General features: G+C 67.6%; 23 protein-coding genes, 4 tRNA genes and 1 pseudogene. 3 read left to right on the top strand and 25 right to left on the bottom strand.

What is annotated here, in order from left to right:
- The first annotated feature begins 111 nt into the window (after window positions 1-111).
- Window positions 112-258, top strand: a complete 147-nt coding sequence (locus tag AC1Q5B_RS17260; RefSeq protein WP_492632701.1) for a hypothetical protein — start codon at window positions 112-114, stop codon at window positions 256-258.
- A 516-nt stretch (window positions 259-774) separates the two neighbouring features.
- Here AC1Q5B_RS17260 and AC1Q5B_RS17255 read toward each other — a convergent pair.
- From AC1Q5B_RS17255 to AC1Q5B_RS17185, 15 genes and pseudogenes are all read right to left on the bottom strand, one after another.
- Window positions 775-861 (bottom strand) — tRNA-Leu (locus AC1Q5B_RS17255).
- Between the two features lie 114 nt (window positions 862-975).
- Window positions 976-1,051 (bottom strand) — tRNA-Gly (locus AC1Q5B_RS17250).
- A gap of 25 nt (window positions 1,052-1,076) precedes the next feature.
- Window positions 1,077-1,150: transfer RNA gene (locus tag AC1Q5B_RS17245), tRNA-Cys, on the bottom strand.
- 109 nt (window positions 1,151-1,259) lie between these two features.
- Window positions 1,260-1,335 (bottom strand) — tRNA-Gly (locus AC1Q5B_RS17240).
- Window positions 1,326-1,973 carry a CDP-diacylglycerol--glycerol-3-phosphate 3-phosphatidyltransferase gene (pgsA, locus tag AC1Q5B_RS17235; RefSeq protein WP_492632700.1) on the bottom strand — a complete coding sequence of 216 codons (648 nt, stop codon included), beginning with the start codon at window positions 1,971-1,973 and terminating at the stop codon, window positions 1,326-1,328. The genes AC1Q5B_RS17240 and pgsA overlap by 10 nt, the downstream gene beginning before the upstream one ends.
- Before the next feature lie 7 nt (window positions 1,974-1,980).
- Window positions 1,981-3,828: an excinuclease ABC subunit UvrC gene (uvrC, locus tag AC1Q5B_RS17230; protein ID WP_492632699.1), complete on the bottom strand. Its 1,848-nt coding sequence runs from the start codon at window positions 3,826-3,828 to the stop codon at window positions 1,981-1,983.
- Complete coding sequence (locus AC1Q5B_RS17225) at window positions 3,825-5,246, bottom strand: hypothetical protein (protein WP_492632816.1); 1,422 nt, start codon at window positions 5,244-5,246, stop codon at window positions 3,825-3,827. The genes uvrC and AC1Q5B_RS17225 overlap by 4 nt, the downstream gene beginning before the upstream one ends.
- 25 nt (window positions 5,247-5,271) lie before the next feature.
- The gene (locus tag AC1Q5B_RS17220) at window positions 5,272-5,736 is read right to left on the bottom strand and encodes a low molecular weight protein-tyrosine-phosphatase (protein WP_492632698.1); all 465 of its coding nucleotides are present in this window, start codon (window positions 5,734-5,736) and stop codon (window positions 5,272-5,274) included.
- Window positions 5,733-6,494, bottom strand: a complete 762-nt coding sequence (gene kdsB, locus AC1Q5B_RS17215) for a 3-deoxy-manno-octulosonate cytidylyltransferase (RefSeq protein WP_492632697.1) — start codon at window positions 6,492-6,494, stop codon at window positions 5,733-5,735. Before kdsB ends, AC1Q5B_RS17220 begins: the two co-directional genes overlap by 4 nt.
- Before the next feature lie 31 nt (window positions 6,495-6,525).
- Window positions 6,526-7,542 carry a tetraacyldisaccharide 4'-kinase gene (gene lpxK, locus AC1Q5B_RS17210; protein WP_492632696.1) on the bottom strand — a complete coding sequence of 339 codons (1,017 nt, stop codon included), beginning with the start codon at window positions 7,540-7,542 and terminating at the stop codon, window positions 6,526-6,528.
- The gene (gene msbA, locus AC1Q5B_RS17205; protein ID WP_492632695.1) at window positions 7,539-9,287 is read right to left on the bottom strand and encodes a lipid A export permease/ATP-binding protein MsbA; all 1,749 of its coding nucleotides are present in this window, start codon (window positions 9,285-9,287) and stop codon (window positions 7,539-7,541) included. Before msbA ends, lpxK begins: the two co-directional genes overlap by 4 nt.
- Window positions 9,284-9,706 carry an ExbD/TolR family protein gene (locus AC1Q5B_RS17200; RefSeq protein WP_492632694.1) on the bottom strand — a complete coding sequence of 141 codons (423 nt, stop codon included), beginning with the start codon at window positions 9,704-9,706 and terminating at the stop codon, window positions 9,284-9,286. The genes msbA and AC1Q5B_RS17200 overlap by 4 nt, the downstream gene beginning before the upstream one ends.
- Window positions 9,707-9,715: 9 nt before the next feature.
- Entirely contained in the window at window positions 9,716-10,378 is a 663-nt protein-coding gene (locus AC1Q5B_RS17195; RefSeq protein WP_492632693.1) for a MotA/TolQ/ExbB proton channel family protein, read from the bottom strand.
- A gap of 2 nt (window positions 10,379-10,380) precedes the next feature.
- Complete coding sequence (locus tag AC1Q5B_RS17190) at window positions 10,381-12,768, bottom strand: DNA internalization-related competence protein ComEC/Rec2 (RefSeq protein WP_492632692.1); 2,388 nt, start codon at window positions 12,766-12,768, stop codon at window positions 10,381-10,383.
- A gap of 1 nt (window position 12,769) precedes the next feature.
- Window positions 12,770-13,609: pseudogene (locus AC1Q5B_RS17185) on the bottom strand (integron integrase); the annotation flags it as partial.
- A gap of 320 nt (window positions 13,610-13,929) precedes the next feature.
- Between AC1Q5B_RS17185 and AC1Q5B_RS17180 the strand changes: the two are divergent.
- The gene (locus AC1Q5B_RS17180; protein WP_492632691.1) at window positions 13,930-14,181 is read left to right on the top strand and encodes a hypothetical protein; all 252 of its coding nucleotides are present in this window, start codon (window positions 13,930-13,932) and stop codon (window positions 14,179-14,181) included.
- Between the two features lie 236 nt (window positions 14,182-14,417).
- Here the strand turns inward: AC1Q5B_RS17180 and lolD are convergent, their stop codons facing one another.
- The 10 genes from lolD to AC1Q5B_RS17130 are packed head-to-tail and all read right to left on the bottom strand — an operon-like array spanning window position 14,418 to window position 21,071.
- Complete coding sequence (lolD, locus tag AC1Q5B_RS17175) at window positions 14,418-15,125, bottom strand: lipoprotein-releasing ABC transporter ATP-binding protein LolD (protein ID WP_492632690.1); 708 nt, start codon at window positions 15,123-15,125, stop codon at window positions 14,418-14,420.
- The gene (locus AC1Q5B_RS17170; RefSeq protein ID WP_492632689.1) at window positions 15,118-16,365 is read right to left on the bottom strand and encodes a lipoprotein-releasing ABC transporter permease subunit; all 1,248 of its coding nucleotides are present in this window, start codon (window positions 16,363-16,365) and stop codon (window positions 15,118-15,120) included. The genes lolD and AC1Q5B_RS17170 overlap by 8 nt, the downstream gene beginning before the upstream one ends.
- Before the next feature lie 4 nt (window positions 16,366-16,369).
- The gene (locus AC1Q5B_RS17165; RefSeq protein WP_492632688.1) at window positions 16,370-16,825 is read right to left on the bottom strand and encodes a hypothetical protein; all 456 of its coding nucleotides are present in this window, start codon (window positions 16,823-16,825) and stop codon (window positions 16,370-16,372) included.
- Window positions 16,776-17,024 (bottom strand): FAD assembly factor SdhE, encoded by a 249-nt coding sequence (locus AC1Q5B_RS17160; RefSeq protein WP_492632687.1) that lies wholly within the window; start codon window positions 17,022-17,024, stop codon window positions 16,776-16,778. Before AC1Q5B_RS17160 ends, AC1Q5B_RS17165 begins: the two co-directional genes overlap by 50 nt.
- Window positions 17,021-17,452 (bottom strand): MAPEG family protein, encoded by a 432-nt coding sequence (locus AC1Q5B_RS17155; protein WP_492632686.1) that lies wholly within the window; start codon window positions 17,450-17,452, stop codon window positions 17,021-17,023. The genes AC1Q5B_RS17160 and AC1Q5B_RS17155 overlap by 4 nt, the downstream gene beginning before the upstream one ends.
- Before the next feature lie 4 nt (window positions 17,453-17,456).
- Entirely contained in the window at window positions 17,457-18,239 is a 783-nt protein-coding gene (locus AC1Q5B_RS17150) for a succinate dehydrogenase iron-sulfur subunit (protein ID WP_277726494.1), read from the bottom strand.
- A gap of 18 nt (window positions 18,240-18,257) precedes the next feature.
- Window positions 18,258-20,048, bottom strand: a complete 1,791-nt coding sequence (sdhA, locus tag AC1Q5B_RS17145; RefSeq protein ID WP_492632685.1) for a succinate dehydrogenase flavoprotein subunit — start codon at window positions 20,046-20,048, stop codon at window positions 18,258-18,260.
- A 5-nt stretch (window positions 20,049-20,053) separates the two neighbouring features.
- Window positions 20,054-20,437: a succinate dehydrogenase, hydrophobic membrane anchor protein gene (gene sdhD, locus AC1Q5B_RS17140; protein WP_492632684.1), complete on the bottom strand. Its 384-nt coding sequence runs from the start codon at window positions 20,435-20,437 to the stop codon at window positions 20,054-20,056.
- The gene (sdhC, locus tag AC1Q5B_RS17135) at window positions 20,434-20,826 is read right to left on the bottom strand and encodes a succinate dehydrogenase, cytochrome b556 subunit (RefSeq protein ID WP_492632683.1); all 393 of its coding nucleotides are present in this window, start codon (window positions 20,824-20,826) and stop codon (window positions 20,434-20,436) included. Before sdhC ends, sdhD begins: the two co-directional genes overlap by 4 nt.
- 59 nt (window positions 20,827-20,885) lie before the next feature.
- A complete protein-coding gene (locus AC1Q5B_RS17130; protein ID WP_492632682.1) occupies window positions 20,886-21,071 on the bottom strand; it encodes a DUF1674 domain-containing protein in 186 nt (61 codons plus the stop codon).
- Between the two features lie 39 nt (window positions 21,072-21,110).
- On the opposite strand from AC1Q5B_RS17130, the gene ygfZ reads away from it, so the two are divergent.
- On the top strand, window positions 21,111-21,974 hold the full coding sequence (gene ygfZ, locus AC1Q5B_RS17125) for a CAF17-like 4Fe-4S cluster assembly/insertion protein YgfZ (protein ID WP_492632681.1): 864 nt from the start codon (window positions 21,111-21,113) through the stop codon (window positions 21,972-21,974).
- The last annotated feature ends 28 nt before the right edge of the window (window positions 21,975-22,002 follow it).

Raw genomic sequence — 22,002 nt, 5'->3', positions numbered from 1 at the left:
CGACCGCAGGTCGCGGTGCCGGCGCGTCGCGCCAGGAAGGTTGATCGGGATCAATGCTCCGCGCTACGGACGATGCGACGTTGGCGCCACCACAACCCGGGAGAACACGACATGCATCCGATCCTGCGCGAGATCCTGATGGAACCCGTCGGCTGGCTGGCCATCGGCGGCAGCATCGTCATGGTGGGAATCAGCGTATTCGTGGCGCTGTTCGTGCGCCGCAAGGTGCGCGACGAAGAGAAGAAACGGCAGCGCTGAGGCGGAAATGCGGCGGTGGCGGAGCCTCAACCGCAAGTATCTCCCAACCTATTGTTCCCAAAGGAACAATTGTGTTTCCGTAGAGATTCTGACTCACGTTCTGACACACTTTCTGCGATCCGTCCCGCCAAGGGTACGGCTTCCCACACCTTATATGTCGCATCCACAGTCCCAGACGCCAAGGTAGGGGCGGGTCAATGCGGGCGTGTTGGGGGATGGCGTCGTAAGCCCCTGGGAAGCCGAGGCCGCCGTCAGTAACACCCGCACAGGTCCAGAAGCGCATCTACGCGGACCGCCAAACGGCGGCCTTGGACGTATCCGAGTACATCGAAGGCTTCTACAATCCGATCTGTCGACACAGCCACCTTGGTGGCGTTAGCCCCATTGAGTTCGAAGCGGCACATCGGCCTCGCCGCTCAGGTGTCCACTAAATCGTGGTAACTCCAGTTGGGTGCGCCGTAGACCCTGGTCTTATTAGCCCCTCCCGACATCACCGGACTTGGCTGGACTGCATTTTGGTGCCCGGAGCCGGAATCGAACCGGCATGGCCTTGCGGCCGGCGGATTTTAAGTCCGATGCGTCTACCAGTTTCGCCATCCGGGCCCGGGGATAGCCTGCCTCACTCCCGTCGCGTTGGAAAGCCGCGGACGCGTGCGATCCCATAAACGACGAAAGCCCCGCGAACGGGGCTTCGTGCGTGCCCACGAGGAGCATGTATGGAGCGGGAAAAGGGACTCGAACCCTCGACCCCGACCTTGGCAAGGTCGTGCTCTACCAACTGAGCTATTCCCGCATGAAGGACATGTGCCCTTCGGATCTGGAGGCCTGGGTCGGAATTGAACCGGCGTACGCGGATTTGCAGTCCGCTGCATAACCACTCTGCCACCAGGCCGATGGCGACCGCGCCAGACTGGCGCAATCAGGACGCGTTTTCAAGGCGCCCTACAACACAAAACCCCGCGAACGGGGTTTGGTGGACCGCCCCTCTCAGGACGAAAAACTGGAGCGGGAAAAGGGACTCGAACCCTCGACCCCGACCTTGGCAAGGTCGTGCTCTACCAACTGAGCTATTCCCGCGTCGAGAGAGACGAAATTGTAGCGTCTTGTTTGGGCATGTCAACACTCTTCTTCTCGCCCTCGCGCAGGATCGGCCACGCCGCGAGCAGGTACTGGATGCCGGACCACAGCGTCAGCAGCGCCGCGATGGCCAGCAGCCAGTCGCCCAGCACGAATACCACGCGCCCCATCCAGATGTCGGCCAGCACCTGTTGGCCCGGGGTGGAGGCGTACAGCAGGCAGGACAGCGCCACCATCTGCACGATGGTCTTGATCTTGCCCAGCGCGGCGACCTTCACCGTAGCGCGCTGCCCCAGCTCCGCCATCCATTCGCGCAACGCGGACACCGCAATCTCCCGCCCCACGATGACCGCAGCCCAGATCGCCATCCACATGGTCGGGTTGTCCTGCACGATCAGGAACAGCGACACCGCCACCATCAGCTTGTCGGCCACCGGGTCGAGGAAGGCACCAAATGCGGAATACAGGTGGTAGCGGCGCGCGATCCAGCCATCCAGCCAGTCCGTGACCGCCGCCAGCACGAAGATGAAGGCCGCCGCGAAATTGGTCCACGAGTACGGCAGATAGAACACCAGCACGAGCACCGGGATCAGCACGATCCGCAGCAGCGTGAGCCAGGTGGGGACGGTCAACTTCATCGCAGGCTTACTCGTTTCCTGCCTCGGGGGATGGCAGCCCGTGCAGGTTAGCGTAGATTCGCTCGGCCAGTGCGGCGTTGACGCCGTCGACGCGGGCGATCTCGTCGGCGCCCGCCGCCTTCAGGCCGGCCAGCCCACCGAAATGCTTGAGCAGGCTCGCGCGCCGGCGCGGACCGATGCCCGGGATATCCTCCAGCTTGCTGGTCATGCGCGCCTTCTGCCGCCTGCCGCGATGGCCGGTGATGGCGAACCGGTGCGCTTCATCGCGTACCTGCTGGATCAGCTGCAGCGCCGGCGACGCCGCGCCCGGCCGCAGCTCACGGCCATCGGGCAGCACCAGCGTCTCGTGCCCGGCGCGGCGCTCCACGCCTTTCGCCACGCCGACCAGCGTGACGCCATCCACGCCCAGGTCCGCCAACGCACCCTGCGCCTGCGCCAGTTGTCCCGCGCCGCCATCGATCAGCAGCACGTCGGGCAGCACGCCGCCCTCCTCCACCGCCCGACGGAAGCGCCGCTCGATGGCCTGGTGCATGGCGGCGAAGTCGTCGCCCGGCGTGATCCCGGTGATGTTGTAGCGGCGGTATTGCGAACGGACGGCGCCGTTGGCATCGAACACGACGCAGGACGCCACGGTCGCCTCGCCCATCGTGTGGCTGATGTCGAAGCACTCGATGCGCCTGGCGACGTCGGCCAGACCCAGCAGATCCCTCAACGCTTCGCTGCGCGCGGTCTGCGCATTGCGGCTGCCGAGCTCGGTCCCCAGCGCGATCTCCGCATTGCGGCGCGCCAGGTCGAGGTAACCCGCGCGTTCGCTGCGCACGTTCCATTTCAGCTGCACCTTGCGTCCGGCGGCAGCCGCCAGCGCATGCTCGATCAGCTCCGCGTCGGGAATCTCGCGGTCCAGGACGATTTCCTGCGGCGCCGGCTGTTCGGCGTAGTACTGCGATACGAAGGCGCCGAGTACTTCTTCCGCCGAATCCTCGCCGTTTGTCTTGGGGAAGAAGGTGCGCGTCCCCAGGTTGCGGCCGTCGCGGAAGGCGAGCAGCAGCACGCAGGCCTGGCTGCCCTGCATCGCGCAGGCCAGCACGTCCAGGTCGGCGGCATGTCCGTCCACGTACTGGCGCGCCTGCAGGGTGCGGATCGACGCCACCAGATCGCGCAGCCGCGCCGCCTGCTCGAATTCCAGGTTCGCGCTGGCCTGCTCCATCGCGCTGCCCAGCTCGCGCGTCAGCTCGTCGCTGCGTCCATCGAGGAACAGCGTCGCGCGGCGCGCCGCTTCCGCATAGTCGGCCTCCGCCACCAGCCCCACGCACGGCGCGCTGCAGCGACCGATCTGGTACTGCAGGCACGGCCGCGAGCGATTGCGGAACACGCTGTCTTCGCAGTTGCGGATGCGGAACAGCTTCTGCATCAGGTTCAGCGTCTCGCGGACCGCCCCGGCGCTCGGATAGGGACCGAAGTAACGCCCGGGCACCGCGCGCGCGCCGCGATGGAAGCCGATGCGCGGCCATTCCTCGCGCGTCAGCAGCACGTACGGATAGCTCTTGTCGTCGCGCAGCAGCACGTTGTAGCGCGGCGTCAGCGACTTGATCAGCTGGTTTTCCAGCAGCAGCGCTTCGGCTTCGGTGCGGGTGACGGTCACGTCCATCCGCGCGACCTGCGAGAGCATCGACAGGATGCGGGGCGACTTCGGCGAACTGGTGAAGTAACTGCCCACGCGCTTGCGCAGTGCGCCGGCCTTGCCGACGTACAACAGGGCGTCGTCGGCCGCGTACATGCGGTACACGCCCGGCGCGGTGCTCAGCCCGGCCGCGAACGCCTTGCCGTCGAATTCCGCCTGGGGACTACCGCTCATTCGTCGATCGGAACGTGGCTCAGCTCGCCGGTGGCGATATCGTAACGCAGCACCGCATGGGCATCGGTCTCGGCGATCCATACCGCACCTGCGGCCACCGACAGACCCGCCGGGCCCTGCAGGCGCCGCGGCAAGGCGACAGTGGTCAATTCGCCGCCGCCCAGGCGCAGCGTGCGCAACGTGCCGTTGCCGCTGTCGGCGATCCACATGACCGGAGAATCCGGGCTCAACGCCACGGCCTGCGGATGCTGCAACAGGGCGCGGTCGCGCGGACCGTCCTCGCTGCCGAAGCTCCAGGCGCCCTGCCCGACCAGCGTCTGCACTACGTCGCCCCGCAACTGCAGCGAGCGCACGGCGGAGCCCACGGCATCGCAGACGTACAGGGTCTGCAGCGCCGCGGTGAGGCCGGCGGGCTGCGCGAACGCCGCCATCGGACCGCTGCCGTCGCGGACATCGAGCTGGCCCGATCCCGCGCGTGCGCGGATCTCGCGCGTGCCCAGGTCGTAACTCCAGACCCGGTTGTCGCCCGCCATCGCCAGGAAGATCTGGTTGTTGTTGACCACCAGCGCCTGCGGCTGGTTGAGCGCCACGTCGCGTGGCGCCGTGACCACGCCCTCGGTGGTTTCGCCGGCGCGCCCATTGCCGCACAGCGTATCCACGGTGCTGGTCGGCAGGTTGATGCGCCGCAGGGCATGATTGCCGGTGTCCACCACGTAGAGCGATTCGCGCACCAGCGCCAGGCCCTGCGGACGACGGAACGCGGCATGGTTCAGTTCACCGTCGGCGAAGTCCGGGGTGCCCATGCCGAACTGCCGGATCACCCGGCCATGGTGGTTGCACTCCAGCACGCGATGGTGGCCGGTGTCGGCGACAAACAGGCGGTCCGGCGTGGCCACCACGCCCGTCGGGAAGCACAGCGGCATGCGCGGTTCCGCATGGATCTCGCGGAAAGCGCGCAGGTCGTCGTCCGGCGGTTCATGCAGGCCATCGCACAGGCGCGCGATCTGTCGCTCCAAGTCCGCCAGGCCTTCGGCGCCGAGGGCACGGTGTTGGACCCGGCCCTCGCCGTCGATCAGCAGCACGGTCGGCCACGACTCCACGCCGAAACGCTGCCACGCCACCCAGTCGCCGTCGTGCGCCAGCGGCAGCGACAGGCCATGGCGGCGCAACCGCTTCAGCGCGGCCTGCGGCTCGCGCTCGCTGTCGAAACGCGGCACATGGATCGCCAGCGCCTGCAGGCGCCCCAGGTAACGGGCCTGCAACACCGCCAGATCGTTGAGCCGCTGCGCGCACCAGGCCGAAGCGCTGTTGACGAAGGCCAGCGCGACGATGCGCCCCCGCTGCTCATGCAGCGTGGTGGCGGGCGCGTTCAGCCATTGCAGGCTACGCGGCAGTTCGGGGGCCAGTGTCATGTCGATCATCCTCCCTGATTATGCCCCAGTCTCAATCAGCGGCGAGCCGGGCCACGACCGCCTGTGCCGCCGAATCGACCAGTCGCCAGACCTGCTGGAAATCCTCCGGACCGCCCGTGTACGGGTCCGGTACGTCGCTGCACTCCGGGATGCCTGCCCATTCAAGCAGCAGGGCCACGCGCTCGCGACGGGCCGCGGGAGCCAGGCGAAGGGCGTCGCGGAGATTGGCGCGATCGGCGCACAGGATCCAGTCGAAGCGCTCGAAATCGCCGACCGTCAGCTGCCGCGCGCGCTGCCCTCCGATGTCCACGCCGTGTCCGCGCGCACAGGCGATGGCGCGGCGGTCCGGCGGCTCGCCGGCGTGCCAGCCGCCCGTCCCGGCGGAATCGACCTGCACGCGCCCGGCCAGCGGCGACGACGCCAAGCGTGCGCGCAGCGCGCCCTCGGCCATCGGCGAACGGCAGATGTTGCCCAGGCAGACGACCAGCAGGTTCACGCGCTCGCCTGCAGGATCGCCTCGGCGCGCGCCAGATCCTCCGGCGTGTCGACGCCCGGCGGGAACGGTGCCGGCGTCAGCGCCACGGCGATGCGGTGGCCGGCTTCCAGCACCCGCAACTGCTCCAGCGACTCGACCTGCTCCAGCCGGCCCGGCGGTATGGCGGAGAAACGGCGCAGGAACCCGGCACGGTAAGCGTAGATGCCGATATGCCGCAGCCACTGTCCCGCCGGCAGCGCGTCGCGCGACTGTGCGAACGCATCCCGGTGCCACGGGATCGGCGCTCGGCTGAAGTACAGCGCATCGCCATTGGCCGCGCGCACGAGCTTGACTGCGTTGGGATCGAACAGGGTGGCCGCATCGTCGACGGGCACGGCGAGCGTCGCCATCTCCGCGCCGCTGGCCGCCAGCGTGTCGGCGACGGCGCGGATACCGGCCGGCGGCGCGAAGGGCTCGTCGCCCTGCAGATTGACCACGAGCGCATCGTCGGCCCAGCCGGCGATGTCGGCGCACTCGGCAAGGCGGTCGCTGCCGGACGCATGGCGTTCGGAGGTCATCGCCACCCGCACCTCGGTGCCCTGCAAGGCATCGCGGATGCGGACGTCGTCGGTGGCCACCCAGACTTCGTGGGCGCCGGCGGCCAGGGCGCGCCGGGCGACATGCACCACCAGCGGCGTGCCGCCCAGCAACCGCAACGGCTTGCCCGGCAGGCGGGACGCGGCGTAACGCGCGGGAATGGCGACGATGAAATCGGTCATCGGAATCCGGATCCTGGTCTTGGGGAAAACGCTACTTCGGCGCTGTGTTGGTGGACGGTCCCAGCTTTTCCAGCAGGGCGATCCAGAACGCTTCAGGCAGCTTCGCGACGACCGGCACGCTGTAGAACCACGCATTGGCGAAGCCGGCGCATTTCACCGCGTCCTTCTCGGTCATCAGTACGGGCAGCTCGCTGCCGAACGCGAAATCCTCCTCGCGATACTCGTGGTGATCGGCGAACGCATGCGGCACCACACCCAGTCCAAGGTGACGCAGCATGGCGAAGAAGCGTCCCGGGTTGCCGATGCCGGCCACCGCATGCACGCGCTGGCCCGCGAAGGCAGTCAACGGCTTCGGCCGGCCGCCCCGCAATGGCAGGGCGTCGTCGGCCTGCAGGCGCATCGGCCATTCGCCGAAGCCGGCGGCGCTTTCGGCATCCGGCAGATTAACCACGCGGAAGTCGCATGCGGCCGCGCGTGCGGCCGGTTCGCGCAGCGGACCGGCCGGCATCAGGCGGCCGTTGCCGTAGCGGCGCGCGCCGTCGATCACTTCGATTTCCACATCGCGCTGCAGCCGGTAGTGCTGCAATCCGTCGTCGCAGATCACGATATCGCAGCCGGCCGCGACCAGCGCTTTCGCCGCCGCGACGCGGTCGCGGTCGACGCGCACGCGGGTGCCGGTCTGGCGTGCGATCAGGACCGGCTCGTCGCCGCCGTCGGCAGGCGGCGTCGCCGCGTCCACCCAGCGCGCCTGCTCCTCGGCCCGGCGTCCATAACCGCGGCTGGCCACGCCCGGCCTGAAGCCGGCCGCGCGCAGCCGTTCGACCAGCGCGATGGTCAATGGCGTCTTGCCGGTGCCTCCCGCGGTGATGTTGCCCACCACGATGACCGGCGCGCCGATGCGATGCCGGCGCAAGAGGCCACCGCGATACAAGCGGCCCCGCAGCGCGACCAGCGCGCCGTAAACCTTCGCCAGTGCCCGCGCCCACCCCGGCACGGGGCCTCCGCCGAACCAGTATCCGGGCGGTTGCGGCATCGCGCGCTTGCTCACCCCGCCTCGCCCTCGCGGAACTGCATCTGGTACAGGTGGGCGTACAGCCCGCCGCGTGCGAGCAGTTCGGCATGCGTACCCTGCTCGACCAGGCGCCCCTGGTCGAGCACCAGTACCTGGTCGGCATGTTCGATGGTGGACAGGCGGTGCGCGATGACCAGCGTGGTGCGGTCGGGCATCAGCTTCTGCAACGCGTTCTGCACCAACCGCTCGGACTCGTTGTCGAGCGCGGCGGTCGCTTCGTCCAGGATCAGGATCGGCGCGTCCTTCAGCATCGCGCGCGCGATCGCCAGGCGCTGGCGCTGACCGCCCGACAGGCGCCCGCCCTTGTTGCCGATAGGCGCTTCAAGCCCATCCGGCAGCTCGCTGACGAACTCCATCGCATTGGCGCCGCGCACGGCCTCTTCCATCGCGGCAGCCTCGGCGCCCTGCAGTTCGCCGTACGCGACGTTGGCGGCCACCGTGCCGTCGAACAGCATCACCTGCTGGCCCACCAGCGCGATCTGCCGGCGCAGGTCGGCCAGGCGGTAGTCCTGCAGGAGGTGCCCGTCGAGCAGGATCTGGCCGGATTCGGCCTCGTAGAAGCGCGGGATCAGCTTGATCAGCGTCGACTTGCCGCTACCGGAACGGCCGACGATGGCGGTCACCGTGCCGGGGCGCGCGGTGAAGCTGATGCCCTCCAACGCGGGCCGGCTCTGCCCGGGATAGCGAGTAGTGACATCGCGGAATTCCAGCAGACCCTTCGCGCGATCGAGCGTCCGTGTTCCCGTGTCCTGCTCGTCTTCCGCATCCAGCACCGAGAACAGGCGCTGCGCCGATGCGATGCCGCGCTGGGTCATGTTCTGCACATTGGTCAGCTGCTTGAGCGCCGGGATGATGGCCATCATGGACGTCATCAACGACACGAAATCGCCCGCCGTCAGCCGCCCCGCCATCGCTTCGCGACCTGCGATGAACAACAGCGCCGCGAGGCCCGTGGCCCCCATCAGCTGCACGGTAGCCGACGAGATGGCGCGGGTGGATTCCACCTTCATGGACAGGCTGAGATTCCTGTCGGCCAGCGAGGCATAGCGGGCCATCTCCACCGGCTGCGCGCCGTAGACCTTGACTTCCTGCTGGTTGGACAGCGTCTGGTCGGCCGCCTGCAGCAGGTGGCCGGCGCTCTCCTGGATGCGGTGGCTGATGCGGCGATAACGCTTGGCCACCTTGTCCATGATCCAGGCGAGCGGCGGCGCCAGCACCAGGATGGTCAGCGTCACCTGCCAGCTGTACCAGAGCATCACGCCCAGCGCACCGATGACTTGCAGCGACTGCTGGACCACGACCTTCATGGCGTCGATCGCGGCCTGCGCCACCTGGTCGCTGTCCGATCCCAGCTTCACCAGCATCGACGGCACCGGCTCGCTGTCGAAGCGTTGACCCGGCATCCGCAGGTACTTGCCCAGCACCCTCACCCGCAGATCGCGCGAGATGCTGCGGGCGGCCTTGCCCATGCTCATGTCGGTGATGTAGCCGGCGATGCCACGGACGACGAACAGGCCGATGATCGCCAGCGGCATCCACTGGTTGATGTCCTGCGGCGTCACCAGGTTGTTGGTGATCGGGCTCATCAACACGAGGAAGCCGCTGCCTGCCGCCGCTTCCAGCAACGCGCCCAGCGCCGCCAGCGCCAGCAGGCCCCGGTAGGGCTTGGCGAAGCGCAGCAGACGCTTGTAGACCTGCCAGGGCGAATCGGTTCCGCTCACTTCTGCGCCTCCGGCGCCGTCGCGATGTTGACCTTGCGGAACCCGAGCTGGCCCAGCGCGTCCAGCGCGGTGACCACCGCCTGGTGCGGCGTGCGGGCGTCGGCACGCAGCAGCACGGGCCGGCTGCGATCCGCGCCGGCGACCTGCTGCAGCGTCTGCTTCAGCGCGTCGATATCCGGGCGCAGTACTTCATGCTCGTCGACGAAATAGCGTCCGTCGGCGTTGACCAGCACGCTGAGCGCCTTCACCTGCGCCGCGACCGGTTCGCCGGCCGCGCTCGGCAGCTGCAACTGCAGCATGGAACGGGCATCGAACGTGGTGGTGATGACGAAGAAGATGATCAGTACCAGGATCACGTCGATCAACGGCACCAGGTTGATCTCGGGTTCTTCCTGCGAACGGTCGTCGCGGATGCGCATGCGCCGGCCTCAGGCGCTGGTCGACGCCGCCGCCGGTGCGGGCGCACCGGGGCGTGCCGGCACGCGCGGATGGCGGGCGTCCAGCGCATCGACCAGGGCGGTGGCTTCCTTCTCCATCTCCATCACGTAGCCGGTGACCTTGCCGCGGAAGTAGCGGTGGAACAGCAGCGCCGGAATCGCGACGATCATGCCGGCGGCCGCGCATACCAGCGCCTTGCCGATGCCGCCGGCCAGCGCGTTGACGTCGCCCACGCCGCTGTCCTGGATGCCGAGGAACATCTGGATCATGCCCACCACGGTACCCAGCAGGCCCAGCAGCGGACCGGCCGAGGCGATGCTGCCCAGCGCGTTGAGGAACTTCTCCATGCGGTGGACCACGTGGCGGCCGGTGTCCTCGATGCGCTCGCGGATCTGGTCGCGCGGCCTGTTGCGGACGTCGAGCGCCGCTGCCAGCAGCTCACCCAACGGGGAGTTGCGGCGCAGGGATTCGATGTGGGCCGGCTCCAGCTGGCCACGCCCCGCCCAGGCCCGGACTTCCTCGCCCAGTCCGGGCGGCAGGATCTCCTTGCGGCGCAGCGACCAGAAACGTTCCACCACGATGGCCAAGGCCAGCACGCCGAGCAGCAGCAGCGGGATCATCGGCCAACCGCCGGCCTTCACCAGTTCCAGCACGTTCAGTCCTCCGGCGCATCCGGCCGTCCTTCTTCCAGCCGATAGGATAGCCCACCGGCCTGCTGGCGCCGCACCGCGTCCCACCAGCGCGCCCGGTCGTGACGCCGTTCACGCACCTGCAGGCCGCCCGCGCCCAGCCACACGCGCAGGGCGCCGCCGGACTGGGTGTCCAGCACTTCGGCACCCCGCCTGCGCCAACGCGCCACCACGTCGGCGCGCGGGTGGCCAAAGCGGTTGCCCGCGCCACTGGCATTCAGTACCAGCCGCGGCGAGGTGGCCGCAATGAAGGACGGATCGGACGAACCGGCGCTGCCATGGTGCGGCAACACGACCACCCGCGAACGCAGCGCATGCGCGTCCCGATGGACCAGCCCGCGTTCGACGATTGCGCCGATGTCCCCCGGCAGCAGCAGGCCACCGTGCGGCGTCTCCACCTTCAGGACGCAACTCGCCTCATTCCCGAGATAGGGAAAGTGCAGGCCGGGATGCAGGAAGCGGAAGCGCACGCCGTCCCACGTCCATGACGCACCCGCGATGCAGGCCGCCTGCGCATCGACCGGGCTTCCCGGCGGCGCCAGCACCACGCGTACCGGCAGGCTGCCACGCACCGCATCGACGCCCCCGGCGTGGTCGTTGTCACCGTGGCTGACCACCAGCGCATGCAACCCGGGCACGCCGAGCGCACGCAGCGCCGGCACCACCGCGCGCTCACCGGCATCGAATCCCTCTTCCACCGCCGGCCCCGCATCGAACAGCAGCGCATGGTTCGCCGTGCGCACCAGCGCGGAAAGCCCTTGGCCCACGTCGATCACCACCAGCTCCACCTCGCCGTCGCGCGGGCGCTCACGATTGGGCCACAGCAGCGGCAGCCACAGCAGCAATGCCAGCGACTTGCCCGGCACACCGCGCGGCAGCAACAGCCAGAAACCGCCCGCGAGCGCCAGCCACACCGCCCACACCGGACTCTCGGGCAACCACCACAAGGAGTAGCGGTGCTGCGCCACCCGCTCGAACATCCACCAGCTCGGTGAGAAACAGGCGGCCGCCGCACGCCAGGCCCATGCGCCGGCCCCGTCGTGGAGTGCTTCCAGGCCCGTACCGAGCAGCGACAGCGGCACGATCACCAGGCTCCACCACGGAATGGCGACCAGATTCGCCAGCGGTCCCGCCAGCGAGGCCTGACCGAACAGCACGGCGGTGAACGGCAACAGCCCTACCGTGGCGACCGCCTGCGCCGGCAGGAACGCCTTCGCCCAGTGCATCGACGTCGGCAGGCACCACGCCAGCCATGCCACACCACCGAAGCTCAGCCAGAATCCGGCCGCGAGCAACGACAGGGGATCGAACACCAGCACCGCCAGCAGGGCGAGGGCCAGCGTGTCCACCAGCCGGACGTGGCGACGCGCCAGGCGCGCCAGGACCACGACCGCGATCATCAACACGGTACGCACGGTCGGCAAGGCGAATCCCGCCACCGCCGCATAAGCCAGCGCGCCGATCAATGCGGCTGCGCCCGCCGCCTGCGGGCGCGGCACGCTGCGCGCGAGCAGCGGCAACAGCCACCACACACCGGTCGCCGCCAGCGCGCACGCGCCTGCGACCATGCCGACGTGGAATCCGGAGATCGCGATCAGGTGCGTCAGCCCTGTCGCACGGAGCACCTCCCAGTCGCGATCGTCGAGGCCCCGCGTATCGCCCAGCGCCAGCGCCTGCACGAAGCGCGCATGCGGGTCGGGGACCTGATCCGCGATGCGCGTGGACATATGGCTGCGCCAGCCATCGATACCCGCTGCCGGCGACAGCCGTTCGGCCGCAGATGCGTCCCGCACATAACCCATGGCACTGATGCGCTGCGCCGCCGCGTAGCGCTCCGTATCCACGCCCCCGGGATTGGCGAGCCCACGTGGAGCGCGTACGCGTACCCGCAAGCGCCAGCGCTCACCGGCCCCCAGCTGCGTTCTCGCCCCCGGCCCGGTGGCACCGAAATCGTCGTACCACGCCAGCCGCAACAGGCGGCCTTGCAGCGCTGCCGGTTGTCGCCCGTCGTCGTCGACACGGAACAGGAACCGCGTGCGGCGCGCCTGCGGCTCGGGCAGGCCGATCACGCTACCCGCGACCGCCACTTCGCGTCCTTCCCACGCCACCGGCAACTGCGCGCCCAGACTCCACGTGGCGTGCAGCCCCGCCCACGACAGGCCGGCGAGCAAGGCGCCAACCCAGCGCCAGCGGGAGGACCATCGCCACCGGGCCAATCCAAGCGCCAGCAGGAGCCACAGCAGGATCTGCGGGGGCAGCACGGGCAGCCAGAGCGCGCCGACCATGCCGAGCAACAGCGCCGACACGCAGGTCAGGCCCAGGTACGGCGGAACGTCGCGCGGGATCGCATCCATGTCAGCGATCCAGCGGACTGAGCACGGCGCCCGCCCCACGGTTGAGGACATGCGTGTAGATCTGCGTGGTGGCGACGTCCTTGTGCCCAAGCAGTTCCTGCACGGTACGGATGTCGTAGCCGCTTTCGATGAGATGGGTGGCGAACGAATGCCGCAGCGTATGCGCGGTAACGGGTTTGGCGATGCCGGCCGCGACCAGTGCGCGTTTCAGCGCCCGCGACAGCATCGCTTCGTCCAGATGATGGCGACGCCATCGATTGTCGCGCGGATCCAGACTGATGGTGCGGGCAGGAAACACGTACTGCCATCCCGACTCGCGCGCCGCCGAGGGATACTTGCGCGACAACGCGTTGGGCAACCACACGTCGCCAGCGCCGCGCGCCAGGTCCTGCTGGTGCAGCAGCTGCACCCGCTCGATCTCCGCTTTCAGCATGGGCACCAGCGAGCCCGGCAGCATCGTCCGCCTGTCCTTGCCGCCCTTGCCCTCACGCACGGTGATCTCGTTGCGGGCGAAATCCACATCCTTCACCCGCAGCCGCACGCCCTCCATCAAACGCATGCCGGTGCCGTACAGCAACTTTGCCAGCACCGCCATGCGCCCTTCCATGTGGGCCAGCAATGCCCGAACCTCCTGCTGCGACAGCACGGTCGGCAACCGCACCGGCCGTTTCGCACGCACCACATCGTCCATCCATGCCAGCTTCATGCCGAGCACATCGCGATAGAGGAAGAGGATCGCGGCAAGCGCCTGATTCTGCGTACTTGCCGCCACCCTGCCCTCGACCGCCAGTCCGGTCAGGAACGCTTCGACCTGGACGGCCCCCAATGCACGTGGATCCCTGTCAGAAGCAGATCATGGTCCGTACCACAGACGTGGCGAGCCCGGAGGCCCTGGCTGCCCGGTGACCTAACTTCCAGTCTCGAGCAAACTGCCCAGTGGCGAGATCATCTCAATGGCCCTTCTGAGCGCTGCTGAGAATGCCACTGAGATAGAACTGTTGCGCACTATCGCCCACTCCTTACGCATTCAGTGGGGGCAGGATGAGTTGGGCTGGTGGGCAGCAGTCCCCAGTACCTCTCATGCTGCCGCCTAACAATTCATTCAAGCCGAACCCGCTTCGCGGGTCGACTTAATTCTGGTGTTAGATTGCTCGAGACGCTATGAAGCAGCTGATAGAAGCAATTGGATGGGTCATTCTTCTAGTTGCCGGGATGCTCGCGCTCGTCTTGCTGGGCAGCCTGTGCGTTAGCTTGGTCCGACCTTTCTTCGGCGCCGACCAAGATACTCACGGATTCGGCATGGTTTTGCCCATTGTCGGCTTGGTGCTGTTTGCCTTGCCCGGGCTTCTGGCCGGCTGGAGTTTGGTGGCATATGCCAAGCACAAGCGGACTGGCTATGAGCGTGCAATCTAACAATTCATTCAAGCCGAACCCGCTTCGCGGGTCGGCTTAGTCCAGCAACTGTCTTACGATGAGTGGTCAGATTGCCCTGGCGACCTCGGCCCTCGGCTCATCACGGCGACGTGCATTGACGACCTGATGTTCGCCTACCTGCCGAGGGCGCGGCTGGCGACAGTGATGGGGGCACGCGCGCAGCTCCCACGCTCTGCCTGATGGCATAGGGCGGCGCGGGATCGCGCCGCGAGGCATCAGACCGCGTCGTGCGCCAGTTCGCGCAGCTTGCCTTCGTGCAACTCGAGCACGCGATCCAGCCGGCGCGCGAGGCGACGGTCGTGGGTCACCAGTACCAGACTGGTCTTCTGCGCGCGATTGAGCTCCAGCATCAGGTCGAACACCGTCGCGGCGGTCTTCTCGTCCAGATTGCCGGTGGGCTCGTCGCCCAGCACGCAGGCTGGCTGGTTGACCAGCGCGCGCGCGACCGCCGCGCGCTGACGCTCGCCACCGGACAGCTCGCCCGGCTTGTGTGCCAACCGGTGACCGAGGCCGACCGATTCCAGCAACGCCTTCGCCTTGGCCGATGCCGCATCCGCGCCGGCACCGCCCAGCATCACCGGCATCATGACGTTCTCGAGCGCAGTGAACTCCGGCAGCAGGTGGTGGAACTGGTAGATGAAACCGAGCGACGTGTTGCGCAACTGGCCACGGGCGGCATCGGACAACGACGACATCTTCTGCCCGGCGACATACACCTCACCCGACGTCGGCGTATCCAGGCCGCCCAGCAGATGCAGCAGCGTGCTCTTGCCGGCACCGGATGCACCGACGATGGCGACGGTCTCGCCCGGCTGCACGTTGAGCTCCAGCCCATCGAAGACCGGCGTACGCAGCTGGCCTTCGGCATAGGTCTTGCCCAGCGCCTCGGCGTGGACCACAGCGGAACGGATGACCTCATTCATAACGCAGCGCCTCCGCAGGCTGGGTGCGGGCGGCGCGCCACGCGGGGTACAGCGTGGCCAGGAAGCTCATCGTCAGCGCCACGGCCGCGATCAGTACGACTTCGCTGCCGCTCAGTTCGTAGGGAAGCCCGGTGATGTAGTACACGTCAGGCGGCAACAGCGTCACCTTGAACACGGCTTCGATAGCCGCGAGGATGTACTGCAGGTTGATGGTCAGCAGGATGCCGCCCACCACGCCCATCACCGTGCCCATCACACCGATCAGCAGGCCCTGTACCATGAAAACCTGCATCACGCCGCGCGGCGTCAGGCCGAGCGTACGCAGGATGGCGATGTCGGCCTGCTTGTCGGTGACCAGCATCACCTGCGAGTTCACCAGCGAGAATGCGCCCATCAGGATGATGAAGGACAGCAGGATGCCCATCACCGTCTTCTCCATCTTCAGCGAGTGATAGAGGTTGGCGTTCTCGCTGGTCCAGTCGCTGATCCGGTACGGCCCCTGCAGCCGCAGCGCGAGGTCGCGCGCGACATCCCACGACTGGTACATGTCGTGCAGCTTGAGCCGCACCCCGGTCACGCCCTCGCCCATCCGAAGCACGCGCTGCAGGTCGCCCATGTGCACGAGCGCCAGATTTCGATCGACATCGTTGTGGCCGACGGAGAAGATGCCGCTGACCGTGAAGCGCTTGATCTTCGGCATCGCGCCCATCGGCGTGCCCTGGAAGTCGCCGGCGGTGACCACAACGCTGTCGCCGACACCCACCCGCAACCACGCCGCCAGTTCCTGCCCGAGCAGGATGTGGAACTCGCCCGGCCGCAGCGAATCGAACGTGCCGGCCTTCATCTTGTCGCCGATATCGGACACCTTCGATTCTTCGGCGGGCAGCACGCCGGTCACCAGTGCGCCCTGCGGATCGGCGTTGCCGGTCAGCATGGCCTGCACGTGGATGAAGGGAGCGGCGCCGGACACGCGCGGATCGTCCATGGCGATCTTCGTCGCATGCGGCCAGTCGTGCATCGCCTCGCCCGCGCCCATCACGGTGGCGTGGGCGGTGGCCTGCAACAGTCGGTCGCGGATCTCGCGCTGGAAGCCGCTCATCACCGACAGCGTCGTGATCAGGATCATCACGCCCAGCGCGATGCCGATGACCGAGGCAAGCGAGATGAAGGAAATGAAACCGTTGCGGCGCTTGGCGCGGAGATAGCGCAGGCCGATGGCGACAGGGATGGGTTTGAACATGGGCCTATGGTGCCCGATCCCTCCGATGCCGCCCAGCATCCCCGTCGCCCGCAGCAAGCCGGAGTTCACGCCGCCGTGCGGCCGGCAGCGTATCCGGCCACCACACCACATGGCGCCAGCGTCCACCCGCGCAGTCGCGCCAGCGCAGGAAAGCCAACGATCCCCGCCAGTGCAGGCGCGCGTCCACCATCGGCCTGCCGTCGACCGTCGGGGGGTGCCCATTGCCGGGGAACCAGAAGACCTGGGGACGCCTGCGCGCTTCGCTTCGCGCCCTCCACATGCCGAAGCCGACTGACGCCATGGCGACCAGCCAGGCGAACCGGCCCGGCATCTCGCTGCCCAGTACCGAGATAGCGGCCAGCATCCCCAGCAGGATCAGCGCCCCCTGCAGCAGGCGCGACGGCCGCCACTCAAGCCGGCAATTGACGGATCCGTTCGACCAGCGCGGCGAGTTCCGCATCAGGACACTGCTCGTAGCCCATGAACCAGCGCCAGAGCTTATCGTCCTCGCAATCGAGCAGGCGTAGGAAAACCACGCGCTGCGATTCGGATTCGGTCGCCCAACTGCGGTCAAGATACCGGCCGAACAACTGGTCCAGTTCGCGCATGCCGCGGCGGCAACGCCAGCGGATGCGCTTGAGTTCGGGATCGTCGGTCATGCGGCCGCCAGAACCAGCGCAAGACGCACCCAGAACGCGATCAGCACCAGCGTCGCCAGTGCGTAGGCCACGAAGCGCGTCATGACGTGATTCCAGGTGCAGTGGACCCCGCTGTGCAGGGCGCGCAGACCAACGAAGGCCCAGGCCAGGGCGAGCGAGACGGTATCGGACACGCCGAGCTGCGCGGCCAGCAGCACCCCGGCGTAGAACAGCACCGGCAGTTCGAACAGATTGCGGAAGTTGTCCGACGCCCGCGTATCGACCAGCAAGCGCACCGAGTCGGCCGCATTCGCCAGGTCCTGCGCATCGATGCGCTTGCGCGCCATTTCGCCGAGTCGCAGCTGGTACAGCCTGACCCACACGAGGAAGGTCAGGCCGGCCATGGCTACCGCAGGCCAGAGGATCGCCGTGGCGGGTGCGGCGCTCATGCGGTCAGGCGCGACGCGCCATCATCAGCTTCTTGATCTCGGCGATCGCGAGCGCGGGATTCAACCCCTTCGGGCAGGTCCGCGCGCAGTTCATGATGGTGTGGCAGCGATACAGCTTGAACGGATCTTCCAGATCGTCCAGGCGCGCACCGGTGTCCTCGTCGCGCGAGTCGATGATCCAGCGGTAGGCCTGCAGCAGGATCGCCGGACCCAGGTAGCGCTCGCCGTTCCACCAGTAGCTCGGGCAGCTGGTCGAGCAGCAGGCGCACAGGATGCACTCGTACAGGCCATCCAGCTTCTTGCGGTCTTCCGGTGACTGCAGGCGCTCGCGGTCGGGCGGCGCCGGGGTCTGCGTGCGGATCCACGGCTTGATCGACGCGTACTGCGCGTAGAAGTGGGTCAGGTCCGGCACCAGGTCCTTCACCACGTCCATGTGCGGCAACGGATAGATCGGCACTTCCGCCTTGGTGCAGTCGCCGATGGCCTTGGTGCAGGCCAGCGTGTTGGTGCCATCGATGTTCATCGCGCACGAACCGCAGATGCCCTCGCGGCAGGAGCGACGGAACGTCAGCGTGGGATCGATCTCGTTCTTGATCTTGATCAGCGCGTCCAGGACCATCGGACCGCACTTGTCGAGATCGATCTCGTACGTGTCGGTGCGCGGATTGGCGCCGTCGTCCGGGTTCCAGCGGTACACCTTGAAGGTGCGCACGTGCTTGGCGCCCTTCGCGGGGAAGTGCTTGCCCTTGGTGACGCGCGAGTTCTTCGGGAGCGAAAATTCGGCCATGTGTCAGGTCTCCCGGGCTCAGTAAACGCGCGGCTTGGGCGGCACCACATCCACGTCCTTGCTGAGCGTGTACATGTGCACGGGGCGGAAATCGAAGCTGCACTTTCCGTCATCGGCGACGTTGACCAGCGTGTGCTTCTGCCAGTTGACGTCGTCGCGCTCCGGGAAGTCCTCGTGCGCATGCGCACCGCGGCTTTCGTGGCGCTGCTCGGCCGAGTTGATCGTGGCCACCGCGCTGAGCAGCAGGTTGTGCAGCTCGTAGGTCTCGATCAGGTCCGAGTTCCAGATCAGCGAACGGTCGCTGACCTTGACGTCCTGGAAGCTGGAGAAGATGTCGGCCATCTTGTCGCAGCCTTCCTTTAGCGTCTTGCTGGTGCGGAACACCGCCGCGTCCGCCTGCATCGTGCGCTGCATGTTGTCGCGGATCACCGAGGTGGGCGTGTCGCCGTTGGCGTTGCGCAGCTTGTCCAGGTGCGACAGCGCCTTGTCGCAGGCGTCGCCCGCCAGCGGCTTGTGCGCGGCACCGCTCTTGATGGTCTCGGCGCAGCGGTTGGCCACCGCGCGACCGAACACCACCAGGTCGAGCAGCGAATTCGAGCCCAGGCGATTGGCGCCGTGCACCGACACGCAGGCGGCTTCGCCGATCGCGTACAGGCCGGGCACCACGGCGTCCGGGTTGTCGCCGACCTTGCGCACGACTTCGCCGTGGTAGTTGGTCGGGATGCCACCCATGTTGTAGTGCACGGTCGGGATGACCGGGATCGGCTGCTTGGTCACGTCGACACCCGCGAAGATGTGGGCGCTTTCGGCGATGCCGGGCAGCTTCTCGTTGATGACTTCCGGGCCCAGGTGGGTCAGGTCGAGCAGGATGTGGTCCTTGTGCTCGCCGACGCCACGGCCTTCGCGGATCTCGATGGTCATCGAGCGGCTGACCACGTCGCGCGAAGCCAGGTCCTTGTAGTGCGGTGCGTAGCGCTCCATGAAGCGCTCGCCGTTGCTGTTGCGCAGGATGCCGCCTTCGCCGCGGACGCCCTCGGTGATCAGGCAGCCCGCACCGTAGATGCCGGTGGGGTGGAACTGCACGAACTCCATGTCCTGCATCGGCAGGCCGGCGCGCATCACCATGCCGCCACCGTCGCCGGTGCAGGTATGGGCCGAGGTCGCCGAGAAGTACGCGCGGCCGTAGCCGCCGGTCGCCAGCACCACGCCATGGGCGCGGAACAGGTGCAGCGTGCCCGTGGCCATGTCCAGCGCCAGCACGCCGCGGCAGGCGCCTTCTTCGTCGAAGATCAGGTCCAGCGCGAAGTACTCGACCATGAAGCGTGCGTCGTGCGCCAGCGACTGCTGGTACAGCGTATGCAGCATCGCGTGGCCGGTGCGGTCGGCCGCGGCGCAGGTACGTTGCGCCGGCGGGCCCTCGCCGTACCTGGTCGTCATGCCGCCGAACGGACGCTGGTAGATCTTGCCCTCCTCGGTGCGCGAGAACGGCACGCCGTAGTGCTCCAGCTCGATGATGGCCGGGATGGCCTCGCGGCACATGTACTCGATGGCGTCCTGGTCGCCCAGCCAGTCCGAGCCCTTGATGGTGTCGTAGAAGTGGTAGCGCCAGTCGTCCTCGCCCATGTTGCCGAGCGCGGCGGAGATACCGCCCTGCGCCGCCACGGTGTGCGAGCGGGTCGGGAAGACCTTGGTCAGGCAGACGGTCTGCAGGCCCTTGGCGGCCAGACCGAAGGTCGCGCGAAGGCCGGCACCGCCGGCGCCCACCACGACCATGTCGTACTTGTGTTCGGTGATCTTGTAAGCGGACATGCGGCTCAATTCCCCAACGCGATGCGGGCCACGGCGAAGACGCTCACGATGGCGCCCAGCACGGCGATGAACTTGACAGTGGTCTGCACGGCGAGGGCGAGCAGCGAGTTGTGGATGTAGTCTTCCAGGATGACCTGCAGGCCCAGTTGCGCATGCCAGAACATGGCGACCAGGAAGCCGACCAGCAGCATGGCGTTCCACGGCTTGGCGATGGCGGCGGTGGCGGTGACGTAGTCGGCGCCGGCCAGGCTCAGCACGAACACCAGGAACCAGATCGTCAGCACGACCAGCGCGGTGGCGGTCAGGCGCTGGTGCACGAAGTGCTCGGTGCCGGTCTTCGCCGAACCCAGGCCGCGCGCGTTCTTGATGGGGGTACGGAAGTCGCTCACGCGCCACCTCCCAGCAGTACATAGGCCCACACCAGGGCGGTGATGATCAGGCTGCCGATCACCGACAGCCAGCTGCTGCGCACGAACGTGGCGATGCGGTAGCCGATGGCGAAGTCCTGCACGATGTGGCGGATACCGTTGCACAGGTGGTAAGCGAAGGCCCAGGTCCAGCCAAACAGGAACAGCTGGCCGTACCAGGCACCGGCGAGGCCGGTGACGCAGTTCCAGGCATCGGGGCCGATCATCAGCGCCACCAGGCCTGCGGTGATCACCAAGGCACCGCCGGCGAGGATGACGCCCGTGGCGCGATGCAGGATGGACGTCACCATCTGGATCTGCCACCGGTAGACCTGGAGATGGGGGGAAAGCGGACGTTGTGGAGTCGCCATTCGTTGCGCTCGTTGTCTCGGCTGGGCGGTCAGGACCGCGTTGGCTTTACGTGCACTGCTCAGAAATCGATGCAGCGTCCGTTCTTTTCCCAATCCCCGTAACGGGTGGGCTCGGGCCCGTCGCGGCCACCGATCTCCTTCTGCACGACCGCGCCTGTCGCCCCTTCGCCCGGTGTCGGCGGTGAGGTTTCGGACGGCTGTGTTCCGGGATCAGGGTCGGGAATCGGGGGAGTTTGACCTATCATGGCGGTCTCGCAACGCACAAAATTTTAATCCCCGCCCCCTTGGCTGACAACCTTTCCCGTACCAGTCCCTCCGTTTTCGCCCTGCCCGACCACGCGCTGGTGGTGCTGGAAGGCCCGGATGCCGTGGCATTTGCGCACGCACAGTTCGCCAACGATGTCGTTTCGCTCGCGCCCGGACATTGGCAGTGGAATGCGTGGCTGACGCCCAAGGGGCGCGTCATCGCGGTGTTCGCGCTGGCCAGGAGGACGGACGACACGCTGTGGCTTGTGCTGCCCGACTACCCCGCCGATCCCTTTGCCGAGGCGCTGCGGCGATTCGTGTTTAGACGAAAGTTGAAGATCGACGTCCCGACCGGCATCGCCGTCAATGCCACGTTCGCCGCACCCGCGCGCGCATCGGGCGCCGTAATGGATTCGATGGACGACGCGCTCGAATTCGATCTCGGTGCCGATGGCGGGCCGCGCACCTGGCGCATCGGCCCTGCCGCCGCCGAGGATCCGGCGTCGCGGGCCGCCTGGCAGGTCGCCGACCTGCGCCATGGCTTGCCCCGCCTGCCTGCTTCCCAGCGCGAGCAATGGACGCCGCAACAGCTCGCACTCGACCGGCTGTCCGCCTACAGCGTCAAGAAGGGCTGCTACCCGGGGCAGGAAATCGTCGCGCGCACCCATTTCCTCGGCAAGGCCAAACGCTCCCTGCAATGCTTCCTGGCCGATGGCGTGGTCGGCGACGGCGTCCCGGTGCGGGAGGACGAACGCGATGTCGGCGAGGTCGCGTGCGTGGCGCGCGACGGCGAAGGCTGCACGCTGCTCGCCGTCATGCCGCTGGACCACGCCGGTACCGGCCTGGTGGCCGACGGCCATCCGCTCCTTCGGCAACCCCTGCTGGACGGCCTGCGCCGCTGAGCCCTTTCCGCGCGTCGATTGATCCATG

This window comes from Pseudoxanthomonas sp. GW835-FHT14C01, from assembly GCF_058793715.1.
The sequence above is the reverse complement of the archived record's forward strand: the minus strand, read 5'-3'. Positions and strand labels throughout refer to the sequence as shown.

Bases quoted from the DNA above. Each gene is read 5' to 3' on its own strand.
- AC1Q5B_RS17155 (WP_492632686.1), bottom strand. From the start codon at position 17,452: ATGAGCGCCGCACCCGCCACGGCGATCCTCTGGCCTGCGGTAGCCATG.
- pgsA (WP_492632700.1), bottom strand. From the start codon at position 1,973: ATGAAGTTGACCGTCCCCACCTGGCTCACGCTGCTGCGGATCGTGCTG.
- AC1Q5B_RS17165 (WP_492632688.1), bottom strand. From the start codon at position 16,825: ATGCGGAACTCGCCGCGCTGGTCGAACGGATCCGTCAATTGCCGGCTT.
- kdsB (WP_492632697.1), bottom strand. From the start codon at position 6,494: ATGACCGATTTCATCGTCGCCATTCCCGCGCGTTACGCCGCGTCCCGC.
- AC1Q5B_RS17130 (WP_492632682.1), bottom strand. From the start codon at position 21,071: ATGATAGGTCAAACTCCCCCGATTCCCGACCCTGATCCCGGAACACAG.
- AC1Q5B_RS17260 (WP_492632701.1), top strand. From the start codon at position 112: ATGCATCCGATCCTGCGCGAGATCCTGATGGAACCCGTCGGCTGGCTG.
- lolD (WP_492632690.1), bottom strand. From the start codon at position 15,125: ATGAATGAGGTCATCCGTTCCGCTGTGGTCCACGCCGAGGCGCTGGGC.
- AC1Q5B_RS17170 (WP_492632689.1), bottom strand. From the start codon at position 16,365: ATGTTCAAACCCATCCCTGTCGCCATCGGCCTGCGCTATCTCCGCGCC.
- AC1Q5B_RS17200 (WP_492632694.1), bottom strand. From the start codon at position 9,706: ATGCGCATCCGCGACGACCGTTCGCAGGAAGAACCCGAGATCAACCTG.
- AC1Q5B_RS17190 (WP_492632692.1), bottom strand. From the start codon at position 12,768: ATGGATGCGATCCCGCGCGACGTTCCGCCGTACCTGGGCCTGACCTGC.
- sdhC (WP_492632683.1), bottom strand. From the start codon at position 20,826: ATGGCGACTCCACAACGTCCGCTTTCCCCCCATCTCCAGGTCTACCGG.
- AC1Q5B_RS17160 (WP_492632687.1), bottom strand. From the start codon at position 17,024: ATGACCGACGATCCCGAACTCAAGCGCATCCGCTGGCGTTGCCGCCGC.
- AC1Q5B_RS17150 (WP_277726494.1), bottom strand. From the start codon at position 18,239: ATGGCCGAATTTTCGCTCCCGAAGAACTCGCGCGTCACCAAGGGCAAG.
- sdhA (WP_492632685.1), bottom strand. From the start codon at position 20,048: ATGTCCGCTTACAAGATCACCGAACACAAGTACGACATGGTCGTGGTG.
- AC1Q5B_RS17180 (WP_492632691.1), top strand. From the start codon at position 13,930: ATGAAGCAGCTGATAGAAGCAATTGGATGGGTCATTCTTCTAGTTGCC.
- uvrC (WP_492632699.1), bottom strand. From the start codon at position 3,828: ATGAGCGGTAGTCCCCAGGCGGAATTCGACGGCAAGGCGTTCGCGGCC.